This is a genomic window from Synechococcus sp. O70.1 (assembly GCF_047462215.1).
Lineage (GTDB): Bacteria > Cyanobacteriota > Cyanobacteriia > Thermostichales > Thermostichaceae > Thermostichus.
In genome coordinates this window covers 137,430-156,181 of record NZ_JANSIT010000006.1, presented here as the reverse complement: position 1 = coordinate 156,181, position 18,752 = coordinate 137,430, and the positions used below count along the sequence as shown (strand labels likewise).

At 59.4% G+C, this 18,752-nt stretch carries 19 protein-coding genes; 4 read left to right on the top strand and 15 right to left on the bottom strand.

The genetic code is table 11. The features are described 5' to 3' along the window. Positions 1-111 precede the first annotated feature (111 nt). The 7 genes from NW833_RS05710 to rimP form a co-directional block, all read right to left on the bottom strand. Positions 112-798: a hypothetical protein gene (locus NW833_RS05710; RefSeq protein WP_414411832.1), complete on the bottom strand. Its 687-nt coding sequence runs from the start codon at positions 796-798 to the stop codon at positions 112-114. 278 nt (positions 799-1,076) lie between these two features. Next, on the bottom strand, positions 1,077-1,598 hold the full coding sequence (gene nrdR, locus NW833_RS05705; RefSeq protein ID WP_414396609.1) for a transcriptional regulator NrdR: 522 nt from the start codon (positions 1,596-1,598) through the stop codon (positions 1,077-1,079). Between the two features lie 86 nt (positions 1,599-1,684). Beyond that, the gene (locus NW833_RS05700; RefSeq protein ID WP_414411831.1) at positions 1,685-3,226 is read right to left on the bottom strand and encodes a cryptochrome/photolyase family protein; all 1,542 of its coding nucleotides are present in this window, start codon (positions 3,224-3,226) and stop codon (positions 1,685-1,687) included. 2,335 nt (positions 3,227-5,561) lie between these two features. Beyond that, positions 5,562-6,590, bottom strand: a complete 1,029-nt coding sequence (locus NW833_RS05695; protein WP_414409856.1) for a LysR substrate-binding domain-containing protein — start codon at positions 6,588-6,590, stop codon at positions 5,562-5,564. Positions 6,591-6,721: 131 nt separating this feature from the next. Beyond that, positions 6,722-7,369, bottom strand: a complete 648-nt coding sequence (locus NW833_RS05690; protein ID WP_414396604.1) for a flavin prenyltransferase UbiX — start codon at positions 7,367-7,369, stop codon at positions 6,722-6,724. Positions 7,370-7,432: 63 nt separating this feature from the next. Further along, a complete protein-coding gene (gene nusA / locus NW833_RS05685; protein ID WP_414411830.1) occupies positions 7,433-8,800 on the bottom strand; it encodes a transcription termination factor NusA in 1,368 nt (455 codons plus the stop codon). A 61-nt stretch (positions 8,801-8,861) separates the two neighbouring features. Continuing rightward, positions 8,862-9,335 (bottom strand): ribosome maturation factor RimP, encoded by a 474-nt coding sequence (gene rimP / locus NW833_RS05680; protein ID WP_414411829.1) that lies wholly within the window; start codon positions 9,333-9,335, stop codon positions 8,862-8,864. Positions 9,336-9,636: 301 nt separating this feature from the next. On the opposite strand from rimP, the gene NW833_RS05675 reads away from it, so the two are divergent. Both NW833_RS05675 and NW833_RS05670 read left to right on the top strand, forming a co-directional pair. Next, complete coding sequence (locus NW833_RS05675) at positions 9,637-10,140, top strand: TIGR02652 family protein (protein WP_414406149.1); 504 nt, start codon at positions 9,637-9,639, stop codon at positions 10,138-10,140. Between the two features lie 17 nt (positions 10,141-10,157). Next, a complete protein-coding gene (locus tag NW833_RS05670; RefSeq protein ID WP_414396594.1) occupies positions 10,158-10,925 on the top strand; it encodes an MlaE family lipid ABC transporter permease subunit in 768 nt (255 codons plus the stop codon). A 7-nt stretch (positions 10,926-10,932) separates the two neighbouring features. Here the strand turns inward: NW833_RS05670 and NW833_RS05665 are convergent, their stop codons facing one another. The 8 genes from NW833_RS05665 to NW833_RS05630 form a co-directional block, all read right to left on the bottom strand. Next, complete coding sequence (locus tag NW833_RS05665) at positions 10,933-11,730, bottom strand: ABC transporter permease (protein WP_414406150.1); 798 nt, start codon at positions 11,728-11,730, stop codon at positions 10,933-10,935. A gap of 420 nt (positions 11,731-12,150) precedes the next feature. Beyond that, entirely contained in the window at positions 12,151-13,101 is a 951-nt protein-coding gene (locus tag NW833_RS05660) for a LysR substrate-binding domain-containing protein (RefSeq protein WP_414396588.1), read from the bottom strand. A 109-nt stretch (positions 13,102-13,210) separates the two neighbouring features. Further along, positions 13,211-13,708, bottom strand: coding sequence for a thermonuclease family protein (locus tag NW833_RS05655; protein ID WP_414411828.1), 498 nt, complete (start codon positions 13,706-13,708; stop codon positions 13,211-13,213). A gap of 186 nt (positions 13,709-13,894) precedes the next feature. Further along, positions 13,895-14,359 carry a YqeG family HAD IIIA-type phosphatase gene (locus NW833_RS05650; RefSeq protein WP_414411827.1) on the bottom strand — a complete coding sequence of 155 codons (465 nt, stop codon included), beginning with the start codon at positions 14,357-14,359 and terminating at the stop codon, positions 13,895-13,897. A gap of 2 nt (positions 14,360-14,361) precedes the next feature. Continuing rightward, positions 14,362-15,510, bottom strand: coding sequence for an endolytic transglycosylase MltG (gene mltG, locus NW833_RS05645; RefSeq protein ID WP_414411826.1), 1,149 nt, complete (start codon positions 15,508-15,510; stop codon positions 14,362-14,364). A gap of 99 nt (positions 15,511-15,609) precedes the next feature. Continuing rightward, complete coding sequence (pyrH, locus tag NW833_RS05640; RefSeq protein WP_414396578.1) at positions 15,610-16,359, bottom strand: UMP kinase; 750 nt, start codon at positions 16,357-16,359, stop codon at positions 15,610-15,612. A 101-nt stretch (positions 16,360-16,460) separates the two neighbouring features. Then, entirely contained in the window at positions 16,461-16,727 is a 267-nt protein-coding gene (locus NW833_RS05635) for a TMEM165/GDT1 family protein (RefSeq protein ID WP_414411825.1), read from the bottom strand. 116 nt (positions 16,728-16,843) lie between these two features. Then, positions 16,844-17,233 (bottom strand): TMEM165/GDT1 family protein, encoded by a 390-nt coding sequence (locus NW833_RS05630; protein WP_414411824.1) that lies wholly within the window; start codon positions 17,231-17,233, stop codon positions 16,844-16,846. Between the two features lie 118 nt (positions 17,234-17,351). Between NW833_RS05630 and NW833_RS05625 the strand changes: the two genes are divergently transcribed. Together NW833_RS05625 and NW833_RS05620 are read left to right on the top strand one after the other, a co-directional pair. Next, positions 17,352-18,356: a CobW family GTP-binding protein gene (locus NW833_RS05625; protein ID WP_414411823.1), complete on the top strand. Its 1,005-nt coding sequence runs from the start codon at positions 17,352-17,354 to the stop codon at positions 18,354-18,356. Positions 18,357-18,425: 69 nt separating this feature from the next. Continuing rightward, on the top strand, positions 18,426-18,752 hold the full coding sequence (locus NW833_RS05620) for a hypothetical protein (RefSeq protein WP_414396571.1): 327 nt from the start codon (positions 18,426-18,428) through the stop codon (positions 18,750-18,752).

Here is an 18,752-nt window from a genome sequence, read left to right as displayed (position 1 = left end):
AACGCATCAGCGGCGAACCTACTGGAGGGGTGACCCTCCGGAAAAATAGCTCGGTGCCAGACTCCACCACGCCCCCTCTCACCAAAAAGGGGCTGCTATTCCTGCTTGTTACTAGGGGCCTGCCGACGGTGCTTGAGGAGAGGGGGAACTGCTATGCAAGAAGGGTTGCACCGCTACGAATCCTAGTCCAAAAGAGCCAGCCACTAAGACGATAGCTGCTGCTATCCAAAGTAGGGGGGATCCCTGGGAGCCATGGTGCTGCTTCTGCATACGCTGGTAGGCTTCGCTGGGATAGAGAGCTGGATTCCCCCTGTTCTGCATTAGCTCCTCTAGAGAAGGAAATTGGTACTTAGCCTGGGGCGAAGGGGGCGCGGCAGGGGTTTCATGAGGAGGGCAGCTGGGAACAGCGGAGAAGTGGGCTTGGTGAAGCGACTCAGAAGGGGGCCCAGTTAAGCTCAAGGTAGGAGAGTAGCCATTGCTGGAGAAGGGTGAAGCTTCGCTGCGGGCTTGGCGCTGCTTAAGGCGATTGAGAAAGTCGTAGGGCGAGGAGGTTGGGTTATCCCTTCGCCAGGACGCTGTAGTAGCTTCTCTTTCGGAAGCAGCAGCTTGTTGACTTGAGTCAGCAAGCCGCAGGTTAAGTTGCTGCAGGCGCTTTAGGATCTGGCCCACGTGTCCCTGAATTTCTTGCTCGAGGGCGGCAATTTCTCCAGACAACTGCTGATGCAGGGTGCGCAAGCGCTGATTTTCCAAGGAGAGGCGGCTTACCTGTTGACGGGCAGACTCCAGCTCTTCGGCCATTTGTTGATGTACCCGGAGCGGCACTGTCCCAGGCCTAGGCTCAGTTTCCAGGGCCTCGGGAGAGGGAAAGCTGTTGTTGCTGCTAGGAGCTACAGAGAGGCTGGAAGCCCGAAAGTTGTGTTGCATAAGACCTACACTGTGAAATCTGGATCTTCTAAGGGTAGTGCTAAACGCCGCCTACCCCCGCCTGCCTAGCGCTAGGCCTAGGGCAAGCAGCGATTGCTACCCCAAGCATAGCGCCAAGCGTTGCAAATGGGAGCCCCTGGAGAGCATTTTCTCTACTTTGTGCTCCCTTCTGAAGCAAGGGAGTCCTGGAGGAGGCGCTCTAAATCCTGGCGCGACGGTCGTTCCAACTGCTCTAACTGTTCCAACTCGTGAGCAAAGTCTTTGATGTCTCGAAACCGACGATACACAGAGGCAAAGCGCAGGTAGGCCACCTCACTCAAGTGCCGCAGGCGCTCCAAAACCATCTCGCCAATGCGGAGGGTGGTTACTTCCTGCACATCTTCTAATTGGAGCTTCTCTTCAATCTCGTTGACCAGCTCTTCCATTTGCTTAAGGGTCACGGGGGTTTTCTCACAGGCGCGCATCACCCCCTGTAAGATCTTGTTGCGGTTAAAACTCTCCCGGGATCCATCCCGTTTAATGACCATGATGGGCATGAATTCGATGCGCTCATAGGTGGTGAAGCGATAGCCACAGGACATGCATTCCCGCCGCCGCCGCACGCTTTGGCCACCTTCTGCCGAACGGGACTCCAAAACACGGATTTCTTGCTTGCCGCAGCGGGGACATTTCATGACGTGGGCTCCTTAGAACCAAGTAGCACGCGAAAAAGGGTCTCCAATTCTAGTGAATACCAAACAGCAGGCCCAGGGAGTTGCCCCTAGGCATTGGACGTGGACTCCCACCAAGCAGCGGCTTGCGCTTGGATTTGGGCTTTGATCCCTGGCTGCAGGCGATCCAGGTGGGCTAGTACCCATTTCATCCTTCCCAGAGGAAGCAAGAGAGAACGATGGCGCAACAGGAAATCCCAGTAGAAGGTATTGAAGGGACAGGCCCGTTCGCCAACCTTCTCGCTGGGATTGTAGCGGCAGCGGCGGCAGTAGTCACTCATTTTGCAAATGTACTGGGCAGAAGCGGCGTAGGGCTTGGTGGAAAGCATGCCGCCGTCGGCAAAAAGGCCCATGCCGATGACGTTGGGCTGCATCACCCAGTCGTAGCTGTCGATGAAGACATCGTGAAACCAGGCTTCTACAGCTTGGGGCTGGATGCCGGCAATGAGCGAGAAATTGCTGAGTACCATCAGCCGCTGGATGTGATGGGCGTAGCCATGGCGACGAATCTGGCCGAGGGTGTGCCGCAGACAGGCCATGTCGGTTTCGCCCGTCCAGAAGAACTGGGGCAGGGGGCGGTGGTGGCCGAAGAAGTTCTTCTGGGCATAGCCGTTGGGCATTTGGTATTCGTAGAAGCCGCGCAGGTATTCTCGCCAGCCCAGGATCTGGCGGATGAAGCCTTCGGCCGAAGGGAGGGGGATCCCGCCGCGATGGTAGGCCTGCTCGGCAGCAGCGATGACTTCGTGGGGGGTGAGAAGTCCTAGGTTGAGGTAGGGCGAAAGGAGGGAGTGGTAGAGGAAGTCTTCCCCGGCTTGCATGGCGTCCTGCCAAGGACCGAAGTAAGGCAGGCGGTGCTGAATGAAGTCCTCAAGCACCTGCAAGGCTTGGGTGCGAGTAACAGCCCAGCCAAAGCCTTCCAGGGATCCGAAGTGGTGGCCGTAACGTTGCCGCACTTTCTCCATCACCGCCTGAGTGATGGCATCGGGGGGAAACGTCAAAGGGGGAGGGTAGCGTCGGCCAGGCTGGGGAGGCTGGCGGTTTTCCCGGTCGTAATTCCAGCGCCCGCCGAGGGGCTGGGAGCCGTCCATCAGAATGCGGAAGCGTTTGCGCCCTTGACGGTAGAAGTCCTCTAGGAGGAGGCGCTTGCGGCCTAGGGCCCAGTCGATAAATTGGCGAGCTGTCCATAGGAAGTGGTTGTTTTCTAGGACTAGGAGCGGGCAGGGGAGGACGGATCTCAGCTTTTCCACCTCCTCGCGGACGGGGATGTCGGCGGGCTGCATGAGGCGGATTTGTTGCAACTGGTTTTGCCTGGCCCAGGCTTGTAGAGGCTCGGCATAGCCCTCGGCTTCCACATAGGTGACGGGGTGGCCGCGCTGCTGCAATTCCTGGGCAAAGTGGCGCATGGCCGACCAGACCAGGACCAGCTTTTGCTGGTGATGGTTGCGGGAGCTGGCCCAGGCGTGGGATTCGATGAAAAGAACGGCAACGCGGTGGGGGGGTAGAGTCGAGAGGGAGACAAGGGCAGCTTGCTGCGGGTGGAGCTGATCGGGGAGGATCCAAACGCCTGTGGGACTAGAGGGTGGAACGGTCATGGGGAGGTGGGTACTGTCTAAGGGCAGCCCAAGTTGAGTGTAGCGTCGGGAATCAGGGCCAAGGCAATGGAGAGGGCATCCAGTTGGCTGGCGGGGGCAAGAGGACCGGGGGGGATCCCTTTGCTCAAGGCCTGGGCCGGACTGGGGATGGCGGCGCTGTTGCTGCTGCTGGTTTGGAACTGGAGCGATCCCCTGCCACCGGCCTGGGATGAGGCGCAGCACCTGTTGCAGGCGCAGGCATTTGGGGAGCACCTGCGGCGGTTTCGCTGGGAAGGGCTGTGGTGGCAGCAGTTTTTGCACTTGAACCAGCGCTACCCGCCTTTGGCCTATTGGCTGGGGATCCCGTTGGCAGCTCTGCACCCCTTTAGCCGGGCAGACGGGCAGTTGCTCAATCTGGCGTTGTTGGGGATCCTGACCCTGGTAACCCAGCGGCTGGGCCAGCGGATTTACCACTCCCAAGCAGTGGGCTGGCTAGCAGCAGTGCTGCTGGTGCTTTACCCAGGGATCGCGGCCCTGGCCCATGTGTACATGTTGGAGCTGACGCTGGTGGTGGCGGTGACGTTGGCTTTTTGGGCGCTCTGGGCCTATGGGGAGGATCCCTCCTGGTGGGGGGCGGTGGGGGTGGGGGCAGGGGTGGCGGCGGTGCTGCTGACCAAGTGGACAGGAGTGCTGTTTTTGCTGCCGCCCCTGCTGGCTGTTCTGCTGGGGGTGAGGATCCCTTGGCTGGTGCGGCTGGCCCACCTGACCCTGGGGATGGGGGTCATGCTGCTCTTGTGCTGGCCCTGGTATGGAGCCAACTGGCTGTTTGTACTCAGCAACGGCTGGGCCTATGCCGACACCGCCCACTACTACATCACCTGCCCAGCGGGATCCCTGTGCTGGTGGACGGCCTATTTGCGCTTTTTGCCCCTGCAAACGAGCCCTTGGCTATGCCCCTTGCCGCTGCTTTCGCTCTGGGGATCCCCAAGCCGGCGGGAGGCTCTCCTCTGGGGCCTCTACGGCTCGGGCTACTTGCTCTACACCCTGGTGGCCATCAAGGATGTGCGCTTTACGCTGCCGCTATTGCCCCTGCTGGCCCTTCTCTCGGCGGGTGGTCTGGACAAAGTCTGGCGTTGGCTGGGGGGACGCTGGGGGCAAAAGGCGCTGCGCCAGGGAGTTGGCATAAGCCTAGCTCTGGGATCCCTGGCTCTCTTTAACCTGGGGCAGCCCCTCACTCCCGGCGTAGCTCCTCTCTGGAAAGGGATCCAAATGCACTGGCAGGGGCAGCACCCCCAGCAGGAGCTGACGAGATGGATTGGATCCCTGGTGCAGCCAGGCTTGACCACCACCCTAGGCGTCCTCCCCAACACCGAGTTGATTTCGTCTGAGACGCTCAGCTACCTGGCAGCTTTGCAGCGCTGGCCAATTACCTTCCGTAGTGCCGGGCAAACTCCCTGGCCGGAGGTGGAGCTGGCGCTCTTGGATGGGTTTGTGGACGCGCCAGGGGAGCAGGGAATTGTCGGCCCCTACGGTCCAGCCAAGGAGCAAATCCGGCAACTCCTAGACAAGAGTCCCGACTGGCAGCGGCAGCAGTTCGATCTGCCAGCGGTGGGCTGGCTGTACACCTACTTCCCCACCAAGCCCAGGGTTGTGCTGCGAGAGTTGCCTGCTCCGGCGGAGGAGGTGGAGCTGCTGCAGCTCAAAGGAGGAACCCAAGCCTGGCGGCTGCAGTGGCAGGGGCCAGCCCAGGACTTGGCCCGAACCCTCGTCTGGGCGCGACTGGAAGATTCCCAGGGGCAGGTCTTGGCCAAGCGGGCCTGGGTGGTTGGCCAAAACCGCCTGCTGCTCTACGCCCCCGGCAGTTGGCAGGTGGAGGAGATCTTGGCCTGGCCAGAGCTAGCAACAAAAGAAGGAATCCTCCACCTGGAGTGGCAATCCCCCCAAGGAAGGCGCCGGTCTTTCAGTCAGCCCTGGAAGGGATCCCGCGGCGGGAAAGGGGGATCCCCTATTTCCCCAGGAGATCCCCTCTTTCTCCTACGACAGGCGGCCAAGGCGGCTGTGCAGGGGGAGCCCGAGGCCCTCTCCCTTTATCTCAACGCCTGGACGACGCTGCAATATCCAACTTTTCTCACCGATCCGGACCGAGCTTTGATCCGCCAACTGCTAGAGGGAGAACACCACTGGGCAGCCGCCCAGGGCCAGCGGGAAAAGCAGATCCAAAGCCACTACGAGCTGGCGTTGCTGGAGGTGGCTCTGTTGCGGCCGCAAGCAGCCCAGCAGCATTTTGAACAAATTGTCAAGTTGAATCCCCAAGACAACTGGGCACGGGCCTACTTGGCGTTTTTACGGGTCTTTTTTACCCGTGATTTCCAGGGCCTCCAGGGGCTGCGGCAAGAGCTGGTAAATGCTTTTCATCCTCTCTGCCAGAAAGCTGATCTGGGTTGGAATTTAGAGGGGATCTGTGCTGCTCTTTTGCAAGAAAATCCAGCTCCATCTGAGAAACCTGAGATAGCAGGAAATCAGCAAAAGCCTTAGCCACAAGCGAAAGGCGCTTGGAGCGCAAATAGACCAGATACCAAAACCCCTGGATGGGAAACTCCTCCACATCCAAGATGGCCAAATGCTGTTGCCACCCCCCTAGAGCCAACACATGCTGGGACAAAACCGAAATGCCCAGCCCACCGATAATACCCTGGCGAATGGCTTCGCTGCTGCCTATCTCCATGCGAATGTTGAGCTTTAAGTTGTGCTTGTCAAAGAGCCGCTCCACCGCCATGCGGGTGCCAGAACCGGGCTCGCGGGCCAAGAAGGGCTCTTGGGCAATGCGGGCCAAGGGGATCTGCTTTTGGCCTACCAAAGGATGGTGAATGGGGGCCATCACCACCAAGGGATTTTCCAGGAAAGGCTGGGCTACCACATCCAGATCCTCTGGCGGCATCCCCATCACGTAGAGGTCGTCCATGTTGTTACTCAGCCGCTCCAGAACTTGCTGCCGGTTTAGCACCTTCAGGGACACGTCGATACCGGGATACTGCTGACAAAACGCCCCCAGCAGGCGAGGAATAAAGTACTTGGCAGTGGTGACGACCCCAATGCTCAGCCGCCCCTGTTTTAGTCCCTTCAGGTCAGCGAGGGTCATCTCCAATTGATTCAACTGCTCAAAGATTTTCTGGCAAGTCTGGTAAAGAGCCTGGCCGGCTTCTGTAAGGTAGAGCCGCTTGCCGACCTGCTCAAACAGGGGCAGCCCCACGGCTTTGCTGAGCTGCTTGATCTGCATCGAAATCGTAGGCTGGGTCAAGTACAACTCCTCAGCAGCGCGGGTAAAGCTGAGGTGACGGGCGGCAACCTCGAAGATTTGTAACTGGTGCAGCGTGAGCGTCTTCATGTTAATCAGAAGGTGCAATGACTTGCTCTTGAATCATAAACCAGGATCTATGTCTCCACGGGGCCAGCCCAGGGAAAGAAAACCAACCGCCAAAAAACGCGGCCGGGAGGCCCTCGCCTTGGCTACGGGGTTTACTCCTCAGAGGACAACTTGAGGATCTGGCGCTGACGCATCCCTTGCCAGCGCTGGATGAGGTGGCTGTCGATGCCAAATTGATCCAAGGCCTTCACCACCACAAAATCCACCAGATCTAGGATGGTGCGGGGTTGGTGGTACCAGGCCGGAATGGCGGGGACAATGCGCGCCCCTGCCTCTGCCAAGGTGGTCAGGTTGCGTAGGTGAATGAGGCTAAAGGGGGTTTCCCGGGGCACGATGACCAGGCGGCGGCCTTCCTTGAGCTGCACATCGGCAGCCCGCTCTAGCAGATCCGAACTCAAGCCGGCAGCCAGCTTGGCCACCGTGCCCATACTGCAAGGGATCACCAACATCCCCTGGGTGCGGTAGGAGCCGCTGGCAATGGCCGCCCCTAGGTCTTGCCAACGATAACAGACTAGGGATCCGCCCTCGCTTTCAGCCTGCTGTCGCCAAAACTGGGCCTGCTGCTGGGGATCCGCCGGCAAGGGCACTCCCTGCTCCCCCTGCCACACCTGGTAGGCCGCTTTAGAGACCACGACTTCGACGCGGTAATCCAGGCTAAGCAGAACGTGCAGGGCGCGCACGGCATAAAGCATCCCGGAGGCGCCCGATATGCCCAGGATGATTGGTGGGGAGGAGTTCAAGGGTAAGTGAGGAGAGGCTTCTATCGCTTCTATCTAATTTATCGACTGGCCAGACCCACCGCTCTAGGCCTTGGGCTGAGCAATGTCAAACTCGGCATCGTAGTCGAAGTCCTCCTCTTCCTCAACCCATTCTTCCTCCAGCCTCTCGTCTGCTTCCAGCTCCTCCTCCAGGCGGAGCTTCTCCGGGTACTCCTCTTCCAGTTGCAGAGCAGCCTGCTTTTCCCGCCGCCGGAAGCGTTCTAAGGCAGCTGGCGTGATGAAGGGATAGGGCAGTCCTTGGGCCTGCGCCTCCTCGAGCGCCGCTCGGTAGCTCTCCACTTCTTTGATGTCGATTTTCCAGCCAGTAAGGCGGGCAGCTAGACGGACATTTTGTCCCTCTTTGCCAATGGCTAGACTAAGTTGGTCACTGGTAACCAGGACATGGGCTTGTTGGATCTCTGGATCCACCAGCCGCACCTCCACCACCTTAGCTGGGCTGAGGGCGTTGGCAATGTAGGTGGCCGGATCCGGCGACCAGCGAATAACGTCAATTTTCTCGTTGCGCAGCTCCGCCACTACGGCCTGGATGCGGGATCCCTTTGCCCCAATGCAGGCCCCCACTGGATCCACATCCCGCTCTAGGGTATCGACGGCAATCTTGGTGCGCGGTCCCACGTTGCGGGAAGGTGGGTTGGCTTCTCGGGCCACAGCCACGATGCGCACGATGTCCTCTTCAATCTCCGGCACCTCATTGGCAAATAGGTTGACCACTAGGCCAGCATCAGCCCGGGAAACCAAAAGCTGGGGCCCCCGCCGGGATCCCTCGTGGACTTTTTTGAGGTAGACCTTCATCACGGCGTTGGGGACGTAGCGGTCGCTGGCCAGCTGCTCCTCCTTGGGCAGCGCAGCCTCCACCTCGGGCCGACCAAAACCGCTGGATACGGCCATGATCACGGTCTGCCCCTCCGTGCGCAGCACCCGTGCCTGCAACACGGTCTTTTCCAGGTCGCGAAACTCCTCCTGGATGAGGCGGCGCTGATGGTCGCGCAGCCTCTGGGCCAGCACCTGCTTGGTTTGGATAGCTGCCATGCGGCCAAACTCCGCCTGTTGGGGGGTGACGTCGTTGGTGACTTCCCAGCCAACTTCGGCTTCGGGGTAATCCTGCTGAACCTCGTACAGCGAGATCTCGTGATCCGGGTCTCGTACCTGCTCAACGATGGTTTTGGTGGCTAGAATGCGGAAGCCCCCTGCCTCCAAATCCAGTTCCACCTCGAAGTTGCGGAAGTGGTCTTCTGGGAAAACGACGTCTCGCTGGATGGTTTTGCGGTAGCGCTCGTAGCCTTTGAGCAGCGCCTCTCGCAAGGCTTCAGTAACCACATGGCGGGGCAAGTTGCGCTCCCGCGAGATCATCTCCACCATTTCTGCCAAACCTGGCAGAGGTACCATTGCCATAGCCTATCCTCCTGAGGAAACTGGCAACTGGAATCCTAAAGGGGAAAAGCAGGGGCTACAGCTACTCGGCTTTGGCCTCGGAAAGGACAACCCGCTGCACTGAGGCGCGGGGCAACTGAACGCGCCGCCCTTTGAGGGAGAGGATAACTTTCTCCTCATCGCGACCCAACAGATGCCCTGACCAGACGGCTTTGCCCTTGTAGGGGGGATCCACCGTCACCTCCACTGCAAACCCTTTAAAGACGGTGAAGTCACGGTCGCTGATGAGAAGGTTGCTGATGCCGGGGCTAGAGACCTCCAGAACATAGTGCCCAGGGATGAGATCCACCCGATCCAGCTCTACTTCCAGGGCTTGGCTCATGGCTTCGCAGTCGGCATGGCTGGTTTCCCGCTCTGGATCCAAGGGGCGGATATCTACCCGCAGCACCGGCGGATACTGGTTGGTGTGGAAGGCTATTTGAACCAGTTGGTACCCCAGCCGAGCAGCCACAGGACGGGCCAAGCTCTCCAGCTGGGGGATAAGGGGGTGAACCATAGCCAATATCGCCAACTCGGTGGGATAGCCAGAGCCCAGCCCATGGAGCCAGAGCTGGCAGCAGGGGCATCTTCCCTCTGAAAAAGCAAAAAAGTGGGCGTTACCCACTCCCCCTTCTTATCGCGGAGGCTCTGCGGGATCCACCTGCAGCCTCAAGGGAGATCGCCCAGGCTTTTCCCTACATCAACTCTAAAGGATTCCGGCGGATTTTGCCAGAGGGATCCCTGAGGCCAGATCCGCAAAAGGCAACCTCTATAATTGTGGACAGCCGCCGATTTGCCCAGGCACGCAGGGGTTTCCTATGACCGTTGCCTTTTCCTATCCCATTTTCGGCCCCAGCATTCCCTGCCCCCACTGTCGGCAGACCATTGCAGCCCTCACCCTGACCGATACCTATCTTTGCCCTCGTCACGGCGCCTTTGAGGCGGATCCCGAGCAGGAGGAGCTGGTTCACCTGCAGTCGGGGCGCCGCTGGCGTCTCTGGGAAGGCCGCTGGTATCGCCAACACACCCACCCCGATGGGATCCGCTTTGAGATCCACGAGGAGCTGGATCGCCTGCGCCTGCAGGGGATGCGGGCCACCCAGATTATCGTTGCCGAGCGCTATCGCCCCTTGCTCACCCCCTACCTAGACCAGGGATCCTCGCGTCGCCCTGGCCCCCCCCGCCTCTACGGTTTGCCGGTCAGCTTCAGCTCTCAGCTCCCCGAAGGGGCGGGCGGATCCCCCCAGCGCTGGCGAGTGATTAACTTTGAGCTCATCTGCGAGCCAGATCCGGTTGTGCGGCAGCTGCAGCTCTGTGACTGAGGCGTAGCGCGGGGCCCATGAATTGGTTCCAGCGGCTTGGCAGCAGTTTTCTGCTGGCTGGTCAGGTGATCCTACACCTCCTGCAGGGCCGTATCCACCGCCGCAACACCCTGGAGCAACTGGCAGCGGTGGGGTTGGACTCGCTGCTGATTGTTTTGATTACGGCGGTGGTGATTAGCGGCGTTTTCACCATCCAGGTAGCTCGAGAATTCCTCAACTTTGGGGCCTCTTCTCTAGTTGGGGGGGTTTTGGCCATTGCGCTTGCCCGCGAGCTGACGCCAGTGGTAACCGCGGTAATCCTAGCCGGACGCGTGGGATCCGCCTTTGCCGCAGAGCTAGGCACGATGAAGGTCACTGAGCAGATCGACGCCCTTTACCTGTTGCGCACCGATCCGGTGGACTACTTGGTGATCCCACGGGTGCTGGCGGCGGGGCTCATGCTGCCGGTGCTCACCATCCTCTCCCTGCTGACGGGGCTAGTTGGGGGAATGATTATCTGCGCTTCGGTTTACAACATTTCTTCTTCTGTCTTTCTTACCTCAGCGCAGACTCTCCTCACCGCTTGGGATTTAATCGTCTGTTGCTTGAAGGCGATGGTGTTTGGCGCGCTCATTGCCATTGTTGGCTCCAGCTGGGGCCTTTCCACGAGTGGGGGGGCCAAGGGGGTGGGGCGCTCCACCACGGATGCAGTTGTCACAGCGTTGCTGGGCGTGTTTGTAACCAACTTTCTGATTTCTTGGCTCGCCTTCCAGGGGCTAGGTAGCGCTCTTAGCCGCGCGCTGTAGCCCCTCTCTAGCGGTATTGTTGCTGGCGCGAGCGGCGGAGCAGGGGGAGTCCCATCACTGCCACCAAAGTTGCCAAGATGATCACGGTGGAGAGGGCGTTGATCTCCGGCGTCACTCCTCGCCGCGCCATGCTGTAGATCAAAATGGGCAGGGTCTGGCTCTCGGGGCCACTGGTGAAAAAAGAGATCACAAAGTCATCTATCGAAAGGGTAAAAGCCAGCAGAGCAGCAGCCAGGATCCCTGGCAGGGCAAGCGGCAGCGTGACGTGGCGCAGCTTCTGCCAGGTGTTGGCATAGAGGTCGTAGGCAGCTTCTTCCAAGGCAGGATCCAAAAGCTGGAGGCGGCTGCGCACAACAAGGGCCACAAAGGCAATCTGGAAGGTGACGTGGGCCAAGATCATCGTTCCCAAGCCCAGCTCAAACCAGCCGGTATAGGCGCGCACCAGCTGGTAAAACAGCAGCAGCCCAACGGCCATCACGATATCGGGGAGGGCTACTGGCAAAAGCAGCAGACCCTGCACCATCTTTTTGGCGGGGAAATGGTAGCGGTAGAGGCCGTAGCCTAATAGGGATCCCAGCAGCGTGCTAGCCAGGGTGCTGGCCCCTGCTAAGACAAAGGTATTTTGCGTTGCCTGCCAAACTGCGGCATTGCGAAAGAGAGCCAGGTACCAATCGAGGGTAAAGCCGGTCCACACCAGGCCAAAGCGGGCGCGGTTGAAGGAATAGACGGCAATGAGCAAAATCGGCAGGTAGAGAAAGCCATAGATGGCATAGCTCACGCCCCGTAGCCAGATGGGTCTTCTCACCAATCTGCCCTCCCTGCCGTCAAACTCCTGCCTTGCCAGAATCCACCTACCCCTTAAGTTTATAGACATCTCCCCTTTGGCAAACCGGGCCCTGCCTATAGCTGTCTCGGGGGAGGGGTGGTACTCAGAAGCTCTCGCCGAAAGGTAGGACTTGCTCTGCAGGTAGGCCCCTGGCAAGATCTGAAGCTGCGCGCCAGGGATTGCCTCTGCCTAGGTCTGGCAATGCCAAGAGGGAAGGGTGTCGTCTCGCTTGGCGGCAACTACCAGGGTGGGCTCTCCTCACTAGTTTGCTCTGGGGAAGTGACGCCTGGGGTGGGGATCCCTCTGGCGGGGTGGTAGGCGGTCAAAGGCCTCTGGTCCCCTTCGCAAGGCAAGTACTTTCAGAGCCGCAGTCGTTCCAACAGCTCCTGCTTTTGCATCTCAAGCCAGCAACTGCAGGTGGCGCGGAGGCGTTTTTAGCCAGTCCTGGTAGCCCAGCAAACCCTCGCGAAAGCGGGTGGCTGCTTGCGACTGGTAGCGCTCGGGGTTGTAGGCTAGCCAAAGGGTGCGCCGTATCTGCAGCCCTTCCACCTCTAGCTTTTGCAGCCGCCCCTGCTCCAAGTCGGATCCCACGGCCGCCATTGACAGAAAAGCCACCCCTAGGCCGGCCTGGATGGCATTTTTGATAGCCTCAATGGAACTGAGCTCCAGCCGCACCTGCAACTGCGCAGGGTTAATGCCGTGGCGACTCAGGGCTCGGTCGATAGTCTGCCGCGTGGAGGATTGGGGATCCAGGGTAATAAAAGGCAGCGTCACCAAATCGCCTAGAGCAGGAGCAGCAGGGGTGCAGCCGGGGGCGCCAACCAAGACATACTCATCCTCTGCCACAGCAATTACCTTCAGATGCCGCTGCAACTCAAACGGGATCTCTCCCCCAACTACGGCCAGGTCTAAGCGACCGTCAACCAGCTTTTGAGCAATTCGCCGAGTGGATTGCACCAAGAGCTGCACAGCTATGCCGGGGTAGTAGCGGTGGTACTGGGCAATTAAAAAAGGCATCACATAGGTGCCTACTGTTTGGCTAGCCCCCAACACCAACTGTCCCCTTCCCATCTCCCGCACCTCGGCCAGGGCCTGAACGGCCTCCCGGCAAAGCTTGAGGATGCGCTCGCTGTACTGAAGCAACACTTGCCCTGCATCCGTCAGCTCCACCTTACGCCCGCTCCGGTCAAACAGCACTACCCCTAACTGGCGCTCCAGGTTCTGCACTTGCAAGCTAACTGCCGGCTGGGAGATGAATAGACTGTCAGCGGCCCGACGAAAACTTCCCTCCTGGGCAATGGCTTGGACGATGAGGAGCTGATCTAGGGTAAACGGCAATCCATCGGCCATAGAGAACTCCAACTGCCGGTGTGGATCCTCAAGGATCTGGCTGGCGGCGCCAAGAGCCCCCTCGAGATACCACTATAATGCGACCAATAAGGCAAAGTAATCAGAAGCCCTAGCGGGGGCTATAGGGGGCCCAATAGCCTCGGCCCTGCTGCTTTGCAGCATTGGCAGCTTCCTTGAGGATAAGTCCGTACTTGAGGCCATCCGTTTGCCTTGCTAGCAGGCCATGCCCCAAAAACAGCACCTCCTGGTTGATGAGGGTGTGGGCCTGCCAGACGTAGGCGGGCAGGGTTGGCCCAGGAGCAAGGGCCGGATCCAGCTCTAAGAGCACCTCGCGCCCCAGCAAAGTCGTTTTTAGGTATTGGCCGGCAGCGTAGATAGGCAGAGGGGTTTGCCGCCGCAGCTCTGTCCAAGTAGGGTTGATCCCCCCTGGCAAGGGATCGACCCCAATCAGGTGCACCAGCCGCGCCTGTAAGTCCCCTTCAATTTGCACAACCAGGGTGCTGGAGTCAACTACCCCAATGACTTCTGCCCGTTTGAGCTTGGCGAGATCGGGACGGGCCACTGGAGTCAGGCCCCAGGCAGGAGAAGCGGCAACGAGCAAGGGCACGGCCAGCAGGCTCCTCAACCAACTTCGTCCATGGGGTATTAAGCGTTGGGAAACTGAGCGCAGGGCTTTTTGCAGCATGGGCATTACCTGTTCCAGGGCAGATTTGACGAGGGGGAGGGGTTTCTACTGGGCCGCAAGGGGGGATCCGGCTACCTCGTCACTTTACAAAAAACTTGGGCCAAGGGGTCAGCTTGGCAGAATTTGCTGCCGTTGGCCGACCCCGTTGACCAGGACGGTCACCAAGCCCAGCCGGTTGCCCGCCAGAATATCCGTCCACCGGCGATCGCCTACTATGGCCACTGCCTCCACCGGCAAGCCCATGTGCGCCACAGCCTGTCGCAGGGCGCGCCGCGAGGGTTTGCCAGCCCCGTGAATGAAAGGTAGGTTCAAACGCTCGCCAATTTGCCGAATCCGGTTGCGGTTGAGGTTGTTGCTCACTAGCCAAATCTGAAAGTGGGGGCGCAACTGCTCTAGCCAAGCCGCTACTGCTGGATCCACCTCCGTCTGCCGGCTCGGCACCAGCGTGTCGTCTACGTCAAAGATGATGCCCCTTACCTGCCAGGCCCGCAGCTCCTCTGTCTGCAGCTGCAAGACAGTGCCATCCACGATCACATCCGGCTGCAGGAGCTTAAACCAAGGCTTGCGAACCATCGCTAGGGACTTGTTGGCGAAGGAGGTTGCTGGAGTTGGCTAAGAATTTGCCGTTGGGCCGCCTCGTGCTCTGCTAGGGTTCTGCTGAAAACGTGGGTGCCATCGTAGCGGGCCACAAAGTAGAGGTAGTCGGTCTCCTCAGGCTCCAAAACAGCTCTCAGGCTGGCCAGGCCAGGGTTGGCAATGGGGCCAGGAGGCAGGCCGGGGTTGAGGTAGGTGTTGTAGGGGGAGGGGGTGTGCACCTCGGCAAGGGTGAGACGGCGGGCTGGGGTTTGCTGGATGTTGAGGGCGTATTCTACGGTTGGGTCGGCAGCCAGCGGCATTCCTGCTTTGAGGCGGTTCAAAAAGACGCCTGCAATCAGGGCCCGCTCTTCTGGCACTGCAGCCTCCCGCTCCACGATGCTGGCCAGGGTGACCCACTCGTGCAGCGAGAGAGGGGTGGCATGCTGCCGAAACAGGGGCAGGGCCACCTCGGCAAAGCGCTGCAGCATAGCGTTGATGACTAGCTCAGCCTTCTGGCGATCCGGCAGGGATCCCTCCAGCTGCTCGGCAGGGAAGAAATAGGTGTCGGGGAAGAGGTAGCCTTCTAGGGAGCTGAGGTTGGGAGGCAGCCAATCGAGAGGAGGGATCACACGAGCCGTGGCGATGAAGACCTCGGCTGGGATCCAATTGCGCTCGGCCAAAGCCTCCGCGATCTGTTGAATCCGCCAGCCCTCCGGGATGGTGAGCCGCCGCTGCAGAATGCGGCCCTGTCGCAGTTGCTGGGCCACTGCCAGCATGTCTTGGTTGGGATCCAGAGCGTAGGTGCCCGCCTGAAACAGCCAGTTGCGCCCCAAGGTGCGGCTCCACAGCTCCCAGGCCAGCGCCGAGCGGATCACCCCTGCTTGCTGGAGTTGTCTACTAATCTGGCGGCTGCTGCTGCCCGGCTGAATCGTTACTTGGATTGGCTCTGAACCCCCCACTGGCTGAAGCCAGGTCTGCCATCGCCAGTAGCCCAATCCTCCTGATAGAACCAGCAGAAAAATCAAGCTCTGCCAAAAACGCTGGCTCCCACGCTTGCGGAGGCGCTGCGCAGCAGCCAGGGGTGCCTCAACGCTTTGCTTTGCAGAGCGCTTGGACGAGAGGGGATCCCTGGGCCCCTGAGCCGTCATCGCCTTCCTCTTTCCATGGCGGAAACCCTGCCCCAGCCTGCCTTGGTTGTCGGCAGCAAAATCATCATATCCTCCCCTGACCTCCAGCCAGTCGGAGCCCTAGGGAGAAGGCTTGTCGATCCCGTTGCTCCCCGAACTCCTTTGGCCAATCCAAGTACCGATGGGCTCTCCCTGCACAGCTCGATAAATGTTGCCAGGGGTAGTCAAGTCAAAGACGACGATGGGGAGTTGGTTTTCCTTGCAGAGGGCAATGGCCGTACTATCCATCACCCGCAGATCGCGGGTCAGCACATCCTGGTAGCTGAGGACATCGTAGCGGCGGGCCTGGGGGTGAGTTTTGGGATCGGCATCGTAAACCCCGTCCACCTTGGTGGCCTTGAAAATGACTTCGGCGTCGATCTCCGCTGCTCGCAGGGCTGCCGTGGTGTCAGTGGTGAAGAAGGGGTTGCCGGAACCCGCCCCGAAGATCACCACCCGCCCTTTTTCCAGGTGACGAATGGCGCGGCGACGAATGTAAGGCTCTGCCACCTCCTGCATGGCAATGGCCGTCTGCACGCGCGTCGGGATCCCGGCCCGCTCAATAGCATCCTGCAAGGCCAAGGCGTTGATGACGGTGGCCAACATGCCCACGTAATCAGCAGAGGCCTGATCCATTCCCTGCGCAGCCGCCTCTTGGCGCCCACGCCAGATGTTGCCCCCTCCCACCACAATGGCCACCTGTACCCCGGCTTGCACCACCGTGGCTACCTCGTTGGCAATGAAACTCAAAACCTTGGGGTCGATCCCGTAGGAACGATCCCCCATCAGGGCTTCGCCACTTAGCTTCAGGAGAATCCGTCGGTATTTCATAACTCCTCCGCTCCAGCCCACCCCTGCAATACAATAGCAGGTTTAGGGGCGAGCTCCCCGCCAGGGATCCAGCCCTAGAGGACAGGGCCGTTCCAAACCTCCTAGCCGCCGGCAGCCAGGGACTCTCCCAGCAAGCCTAGGCCAATGAGAACAAATCCCACGCCCGCCAGGGTTCTCATCCAACGTGGGGGGATAAGCTGCGCCACCCAGGCTCCGGCCCACACCCCGAGAAAGCTAGTGCTGATGAGGGCCGCAGCAGCCCCGCAGAAGATTACTGTCAGGTCTTGCGAGCGGGCACTGAGGAGCAGCGTAGCCAATTGGGTTTTGTCGCCCATTTCGGCCAGCAGAATTGAGGCAAAGCTGACCAAAGCAGACCGATTGGCTATTTGCCGGAGAGAAAAAGAGGAGGCTGGACTACCGTTTTCTCGGTTCACCACGTTCCTTATATTTACCCTACTCGTTTGGGAGCAGTTGTCTTGGAAAGCTAGCCCTGCTCTCGGCGAGCACTCTGCCACTCCCGCCACAGCACATAGACTCCGATCATTAAAAAGCCCACTCCCGCCGCCCACTCTACCCAGGCTGCCGGGATCACCTGACCTAGCCACCCGCCCAACAGGACACTGAGCAAGCTAGCGGTGACCAAGGCACTGGCCGAGCCAAAAAAGATGGCCCAGGGAGACTGGGACTGGGCGCTTAGAAGCAAGGTTGCCAGCTGGGTCTTGTCACCCATTTCCGCCACAAAAACCGTTAAAAAGGTAACCAGCCAAAGGTGCAGTGGCGATCCCTCTCCCAGGTTGTTCTCAGAAGCAGAGGTTACAAGAGGTAGCGGCAGGGCTAACCCCAGCTGCTCCGGCCAAAAGGGCAGCAAAGCCATAGCGCCCGCTTCCTAACCGCCTTCATTAGCTTACTGCATGGCCTAGCCGCTGGAGCTAGTCCCCTGCAGACGCAGGTAAGGTAGAAGGAAGTAAGGACATCCACATTGGCAGCGCGCTATGACCACAACCCTTGAAGTGCCTAAGCAGGGCTTACCCGTTACCATCATCACCGGCTTTCTGGGGAGTGGGAAAACCACTCTCGTAAACCACATCCTCAGGAATCAAAAGGGAATGCGCACGGCGGTGCTGGTCAACGAGTTTGGGGAAATCGGCATCGACGGCGAGCTGATTATCTCCAGTGAAGAAGACCTGGTGGAGCTGAACAACGGCTGCATCTGCTGCACCATTCGCGATGACATTGTCGACAGCGTGCTGCGCCTGATGGAGCGCTCGGACAAAATCGACTATCTGGTGGTGGAAACCACTGGGCTGGCGGATCCCTTGCCGGTTGCCCTCACCTTCTTGGGACCAGAATTGCGGGATCTGACGCGGCTGGATTCGATTATCACTCTGGTGGATGCTAGCAACTTTGCCCCCGATCTGTTCCACAGCGACGTAGCCTACAGCCAAATTGCCTATGGGGACATCATCCTCCTCAACAAAACTGACCTCGTCGAAGCGGCAGAAATTGAGCGCTTGGAAAAACGCATCCGCGAGATCAAGGAAGATGCCCGCATCTTGCGCACGGTCAACAGCGTTGTTCCCCTAGAGCTCATCCTAGATATCGATCTATTTCAGCCCAGCTCCCTGCCCCAGGAGGAAGCCCACGACGCTGAGCACGACCACGAACACGACCATGAGCATGGCCACTCGCACCACAGCCACATCGAGGTCGAGGGTTTTAACTCCCTCTCCTTTGAAAGCGATCGGCCCTTCTCTCTGGACGCCTTCCAGAACTTTCTCAACGAGTTGCCTGAGGCGGTCTTTCGGGCCAAAGGGATCCTATGGTTTGAAGAAAGCCCAGAGCGGTATATCTTCCACCTCAGCGGCCGACGCTACACCCTCAGCAGCGATGAGTGGCCTCGCCAGCCCAAAAACCAGTTGGTGCTCATTGGCCAGCACCTCGATACGGCCAAGCTGCGGCAAAAGTTGGAAGCCTGTCTTGTCCCTGCGCCGGTCTAGAGTTAGGAGTTAGTCGGGCCCTGTTCCAGCAGCCTTGCGAGGGGAGCCTTGAGAGAGGGCATCCCGCCCATGGCCGACATTTTTGTGATGATTCGCAACCAAGCCAACAATGCCCTCACTTCCATCGAGGGGATCCCTTTTGTCGCCTTCTTGGAGCAGGAGGGGAAACGGATTGGGGAAGAAACCATCGAGTTAATCTACGCCGACGCCGGCTTTGATGACCTACCCGTTGGGGAATACATTGTGGGAGTACGGCACGGGCGGGTGGAACCGCCAAAAGCCACCTGCCCAGTAGTCATCAGGGCTGTCGATGAAGTTGTTTTGGTAACATTTACTTACCTTGAGCCCGAGCGGGTACTGCTGAACACTCGCATTGCTGTGGAAAAAAGGCTGTAA

Bases quoted from the DNA above. Each gene is read 5' to 3' on its own strand.
- NW833_RS05710 (WP_414411832.1), bottom strand. From the start codon at position 798: ATGGCCGAAGAGCTGGAGTCTGCCCGTCAACAGGTAAGCCGCCTCTCC.
- nrdR (WP_414396609.1), bottom strand. From the start codon at position 1,598: ATGAAATGTCCCCGCTGCGGCAAGCAAGAAATCCGTGTTTTGGAGTCC.
- NW833_RS05700 (WP_414411831.1), bottom strand. From the start codon at position 3,226: ATGACCGTTCCACCCTCTAGTCCCACAGGCGTTTGGATCCTCCCCGAT.
- NW833_RS05695 (WP_414409856.1), bottom strand. From the start codon at position 6,590: ATGAAGACGCTCACGCTGCACCAGTTACAAATCTTCGAGGTTGCCGCC.
- nusA (WP_414411830.1), bottom strand. From the start codon at position 8,800: ATGGCAATGGTACCTCTGCCAGGTTTGGCAGAAATGGTGGAGATGATC.
- rimP (WP_414411829.1), bottom strand. From the start codon at position 9,335: ATGGTTCACCCCCTTATCCCCCAGCTGGAGAGCTTGGCCCGTCCTGTG.
- NW833_RS05675 (WP_414406149.1), top strand. From the start codon at position 9,637: ATGACCGTTGCCTTTTCCTATCCCATTTTCGGCCCCAGCATTCCCTGC.
- NW833_RS05670 (WP_414396594.1), top strand. From the start codon at position 10,158: ATGAATTGGTTCCAGCGGCTTGGCAGCAGTTTTCTGCTGGCTGGTCAG.
- NW833_RS05660 (WP_414396588.1), bottom strand. From the start codon at position 13,101: ATGGCCGATGGATTGCCGTTTACCCTAGATCAGCTCCTCATCGTCCAA.
- NW833_RS05650 (WP_414411827.1), bottom strand. From the start codon at position 14,359: ATGGTTCGCAAGCCTTGGTTTAAGCTCCTGCAGCCGGATGTGATCGTG.
- mltG (WP_414411826.1), bottom strand. From the start codon at position 15,510: ATGACGGCTCAGGGGCCCAGGGATCCCCTCTCGTCCAAGCGCTCTGCA.
- pyrH (WP_414396578.1), bottom strand. From the start codon at position 16,359: ATGAAATACCGACGGATTCTCCTGAAGCTAAGTGGCGAAGCCCTGATG.
- NW833_RS05630 (WP_414411824.1), bottom strand. From the start codon at position 17,233: ATGGCTTTGCTGCCCTTTTGGCCGGAGCAGCTGGGGTTAGCCCTGCCG.
- NW833_RS05625 (WP_414411823.1), top strand. From the start codon at position 17,352: ATGACCACAACCCTTGAAGTGCCTAAGCAGGGCTTACCCGTTACCATC.
- NW833_RS05620 (WP_414396571.1), top strand. From the start codon at position 18,426: ATGGCCGACATTTTTGTGATGATTCGCAACCAAGCCAACAATGCCCTC.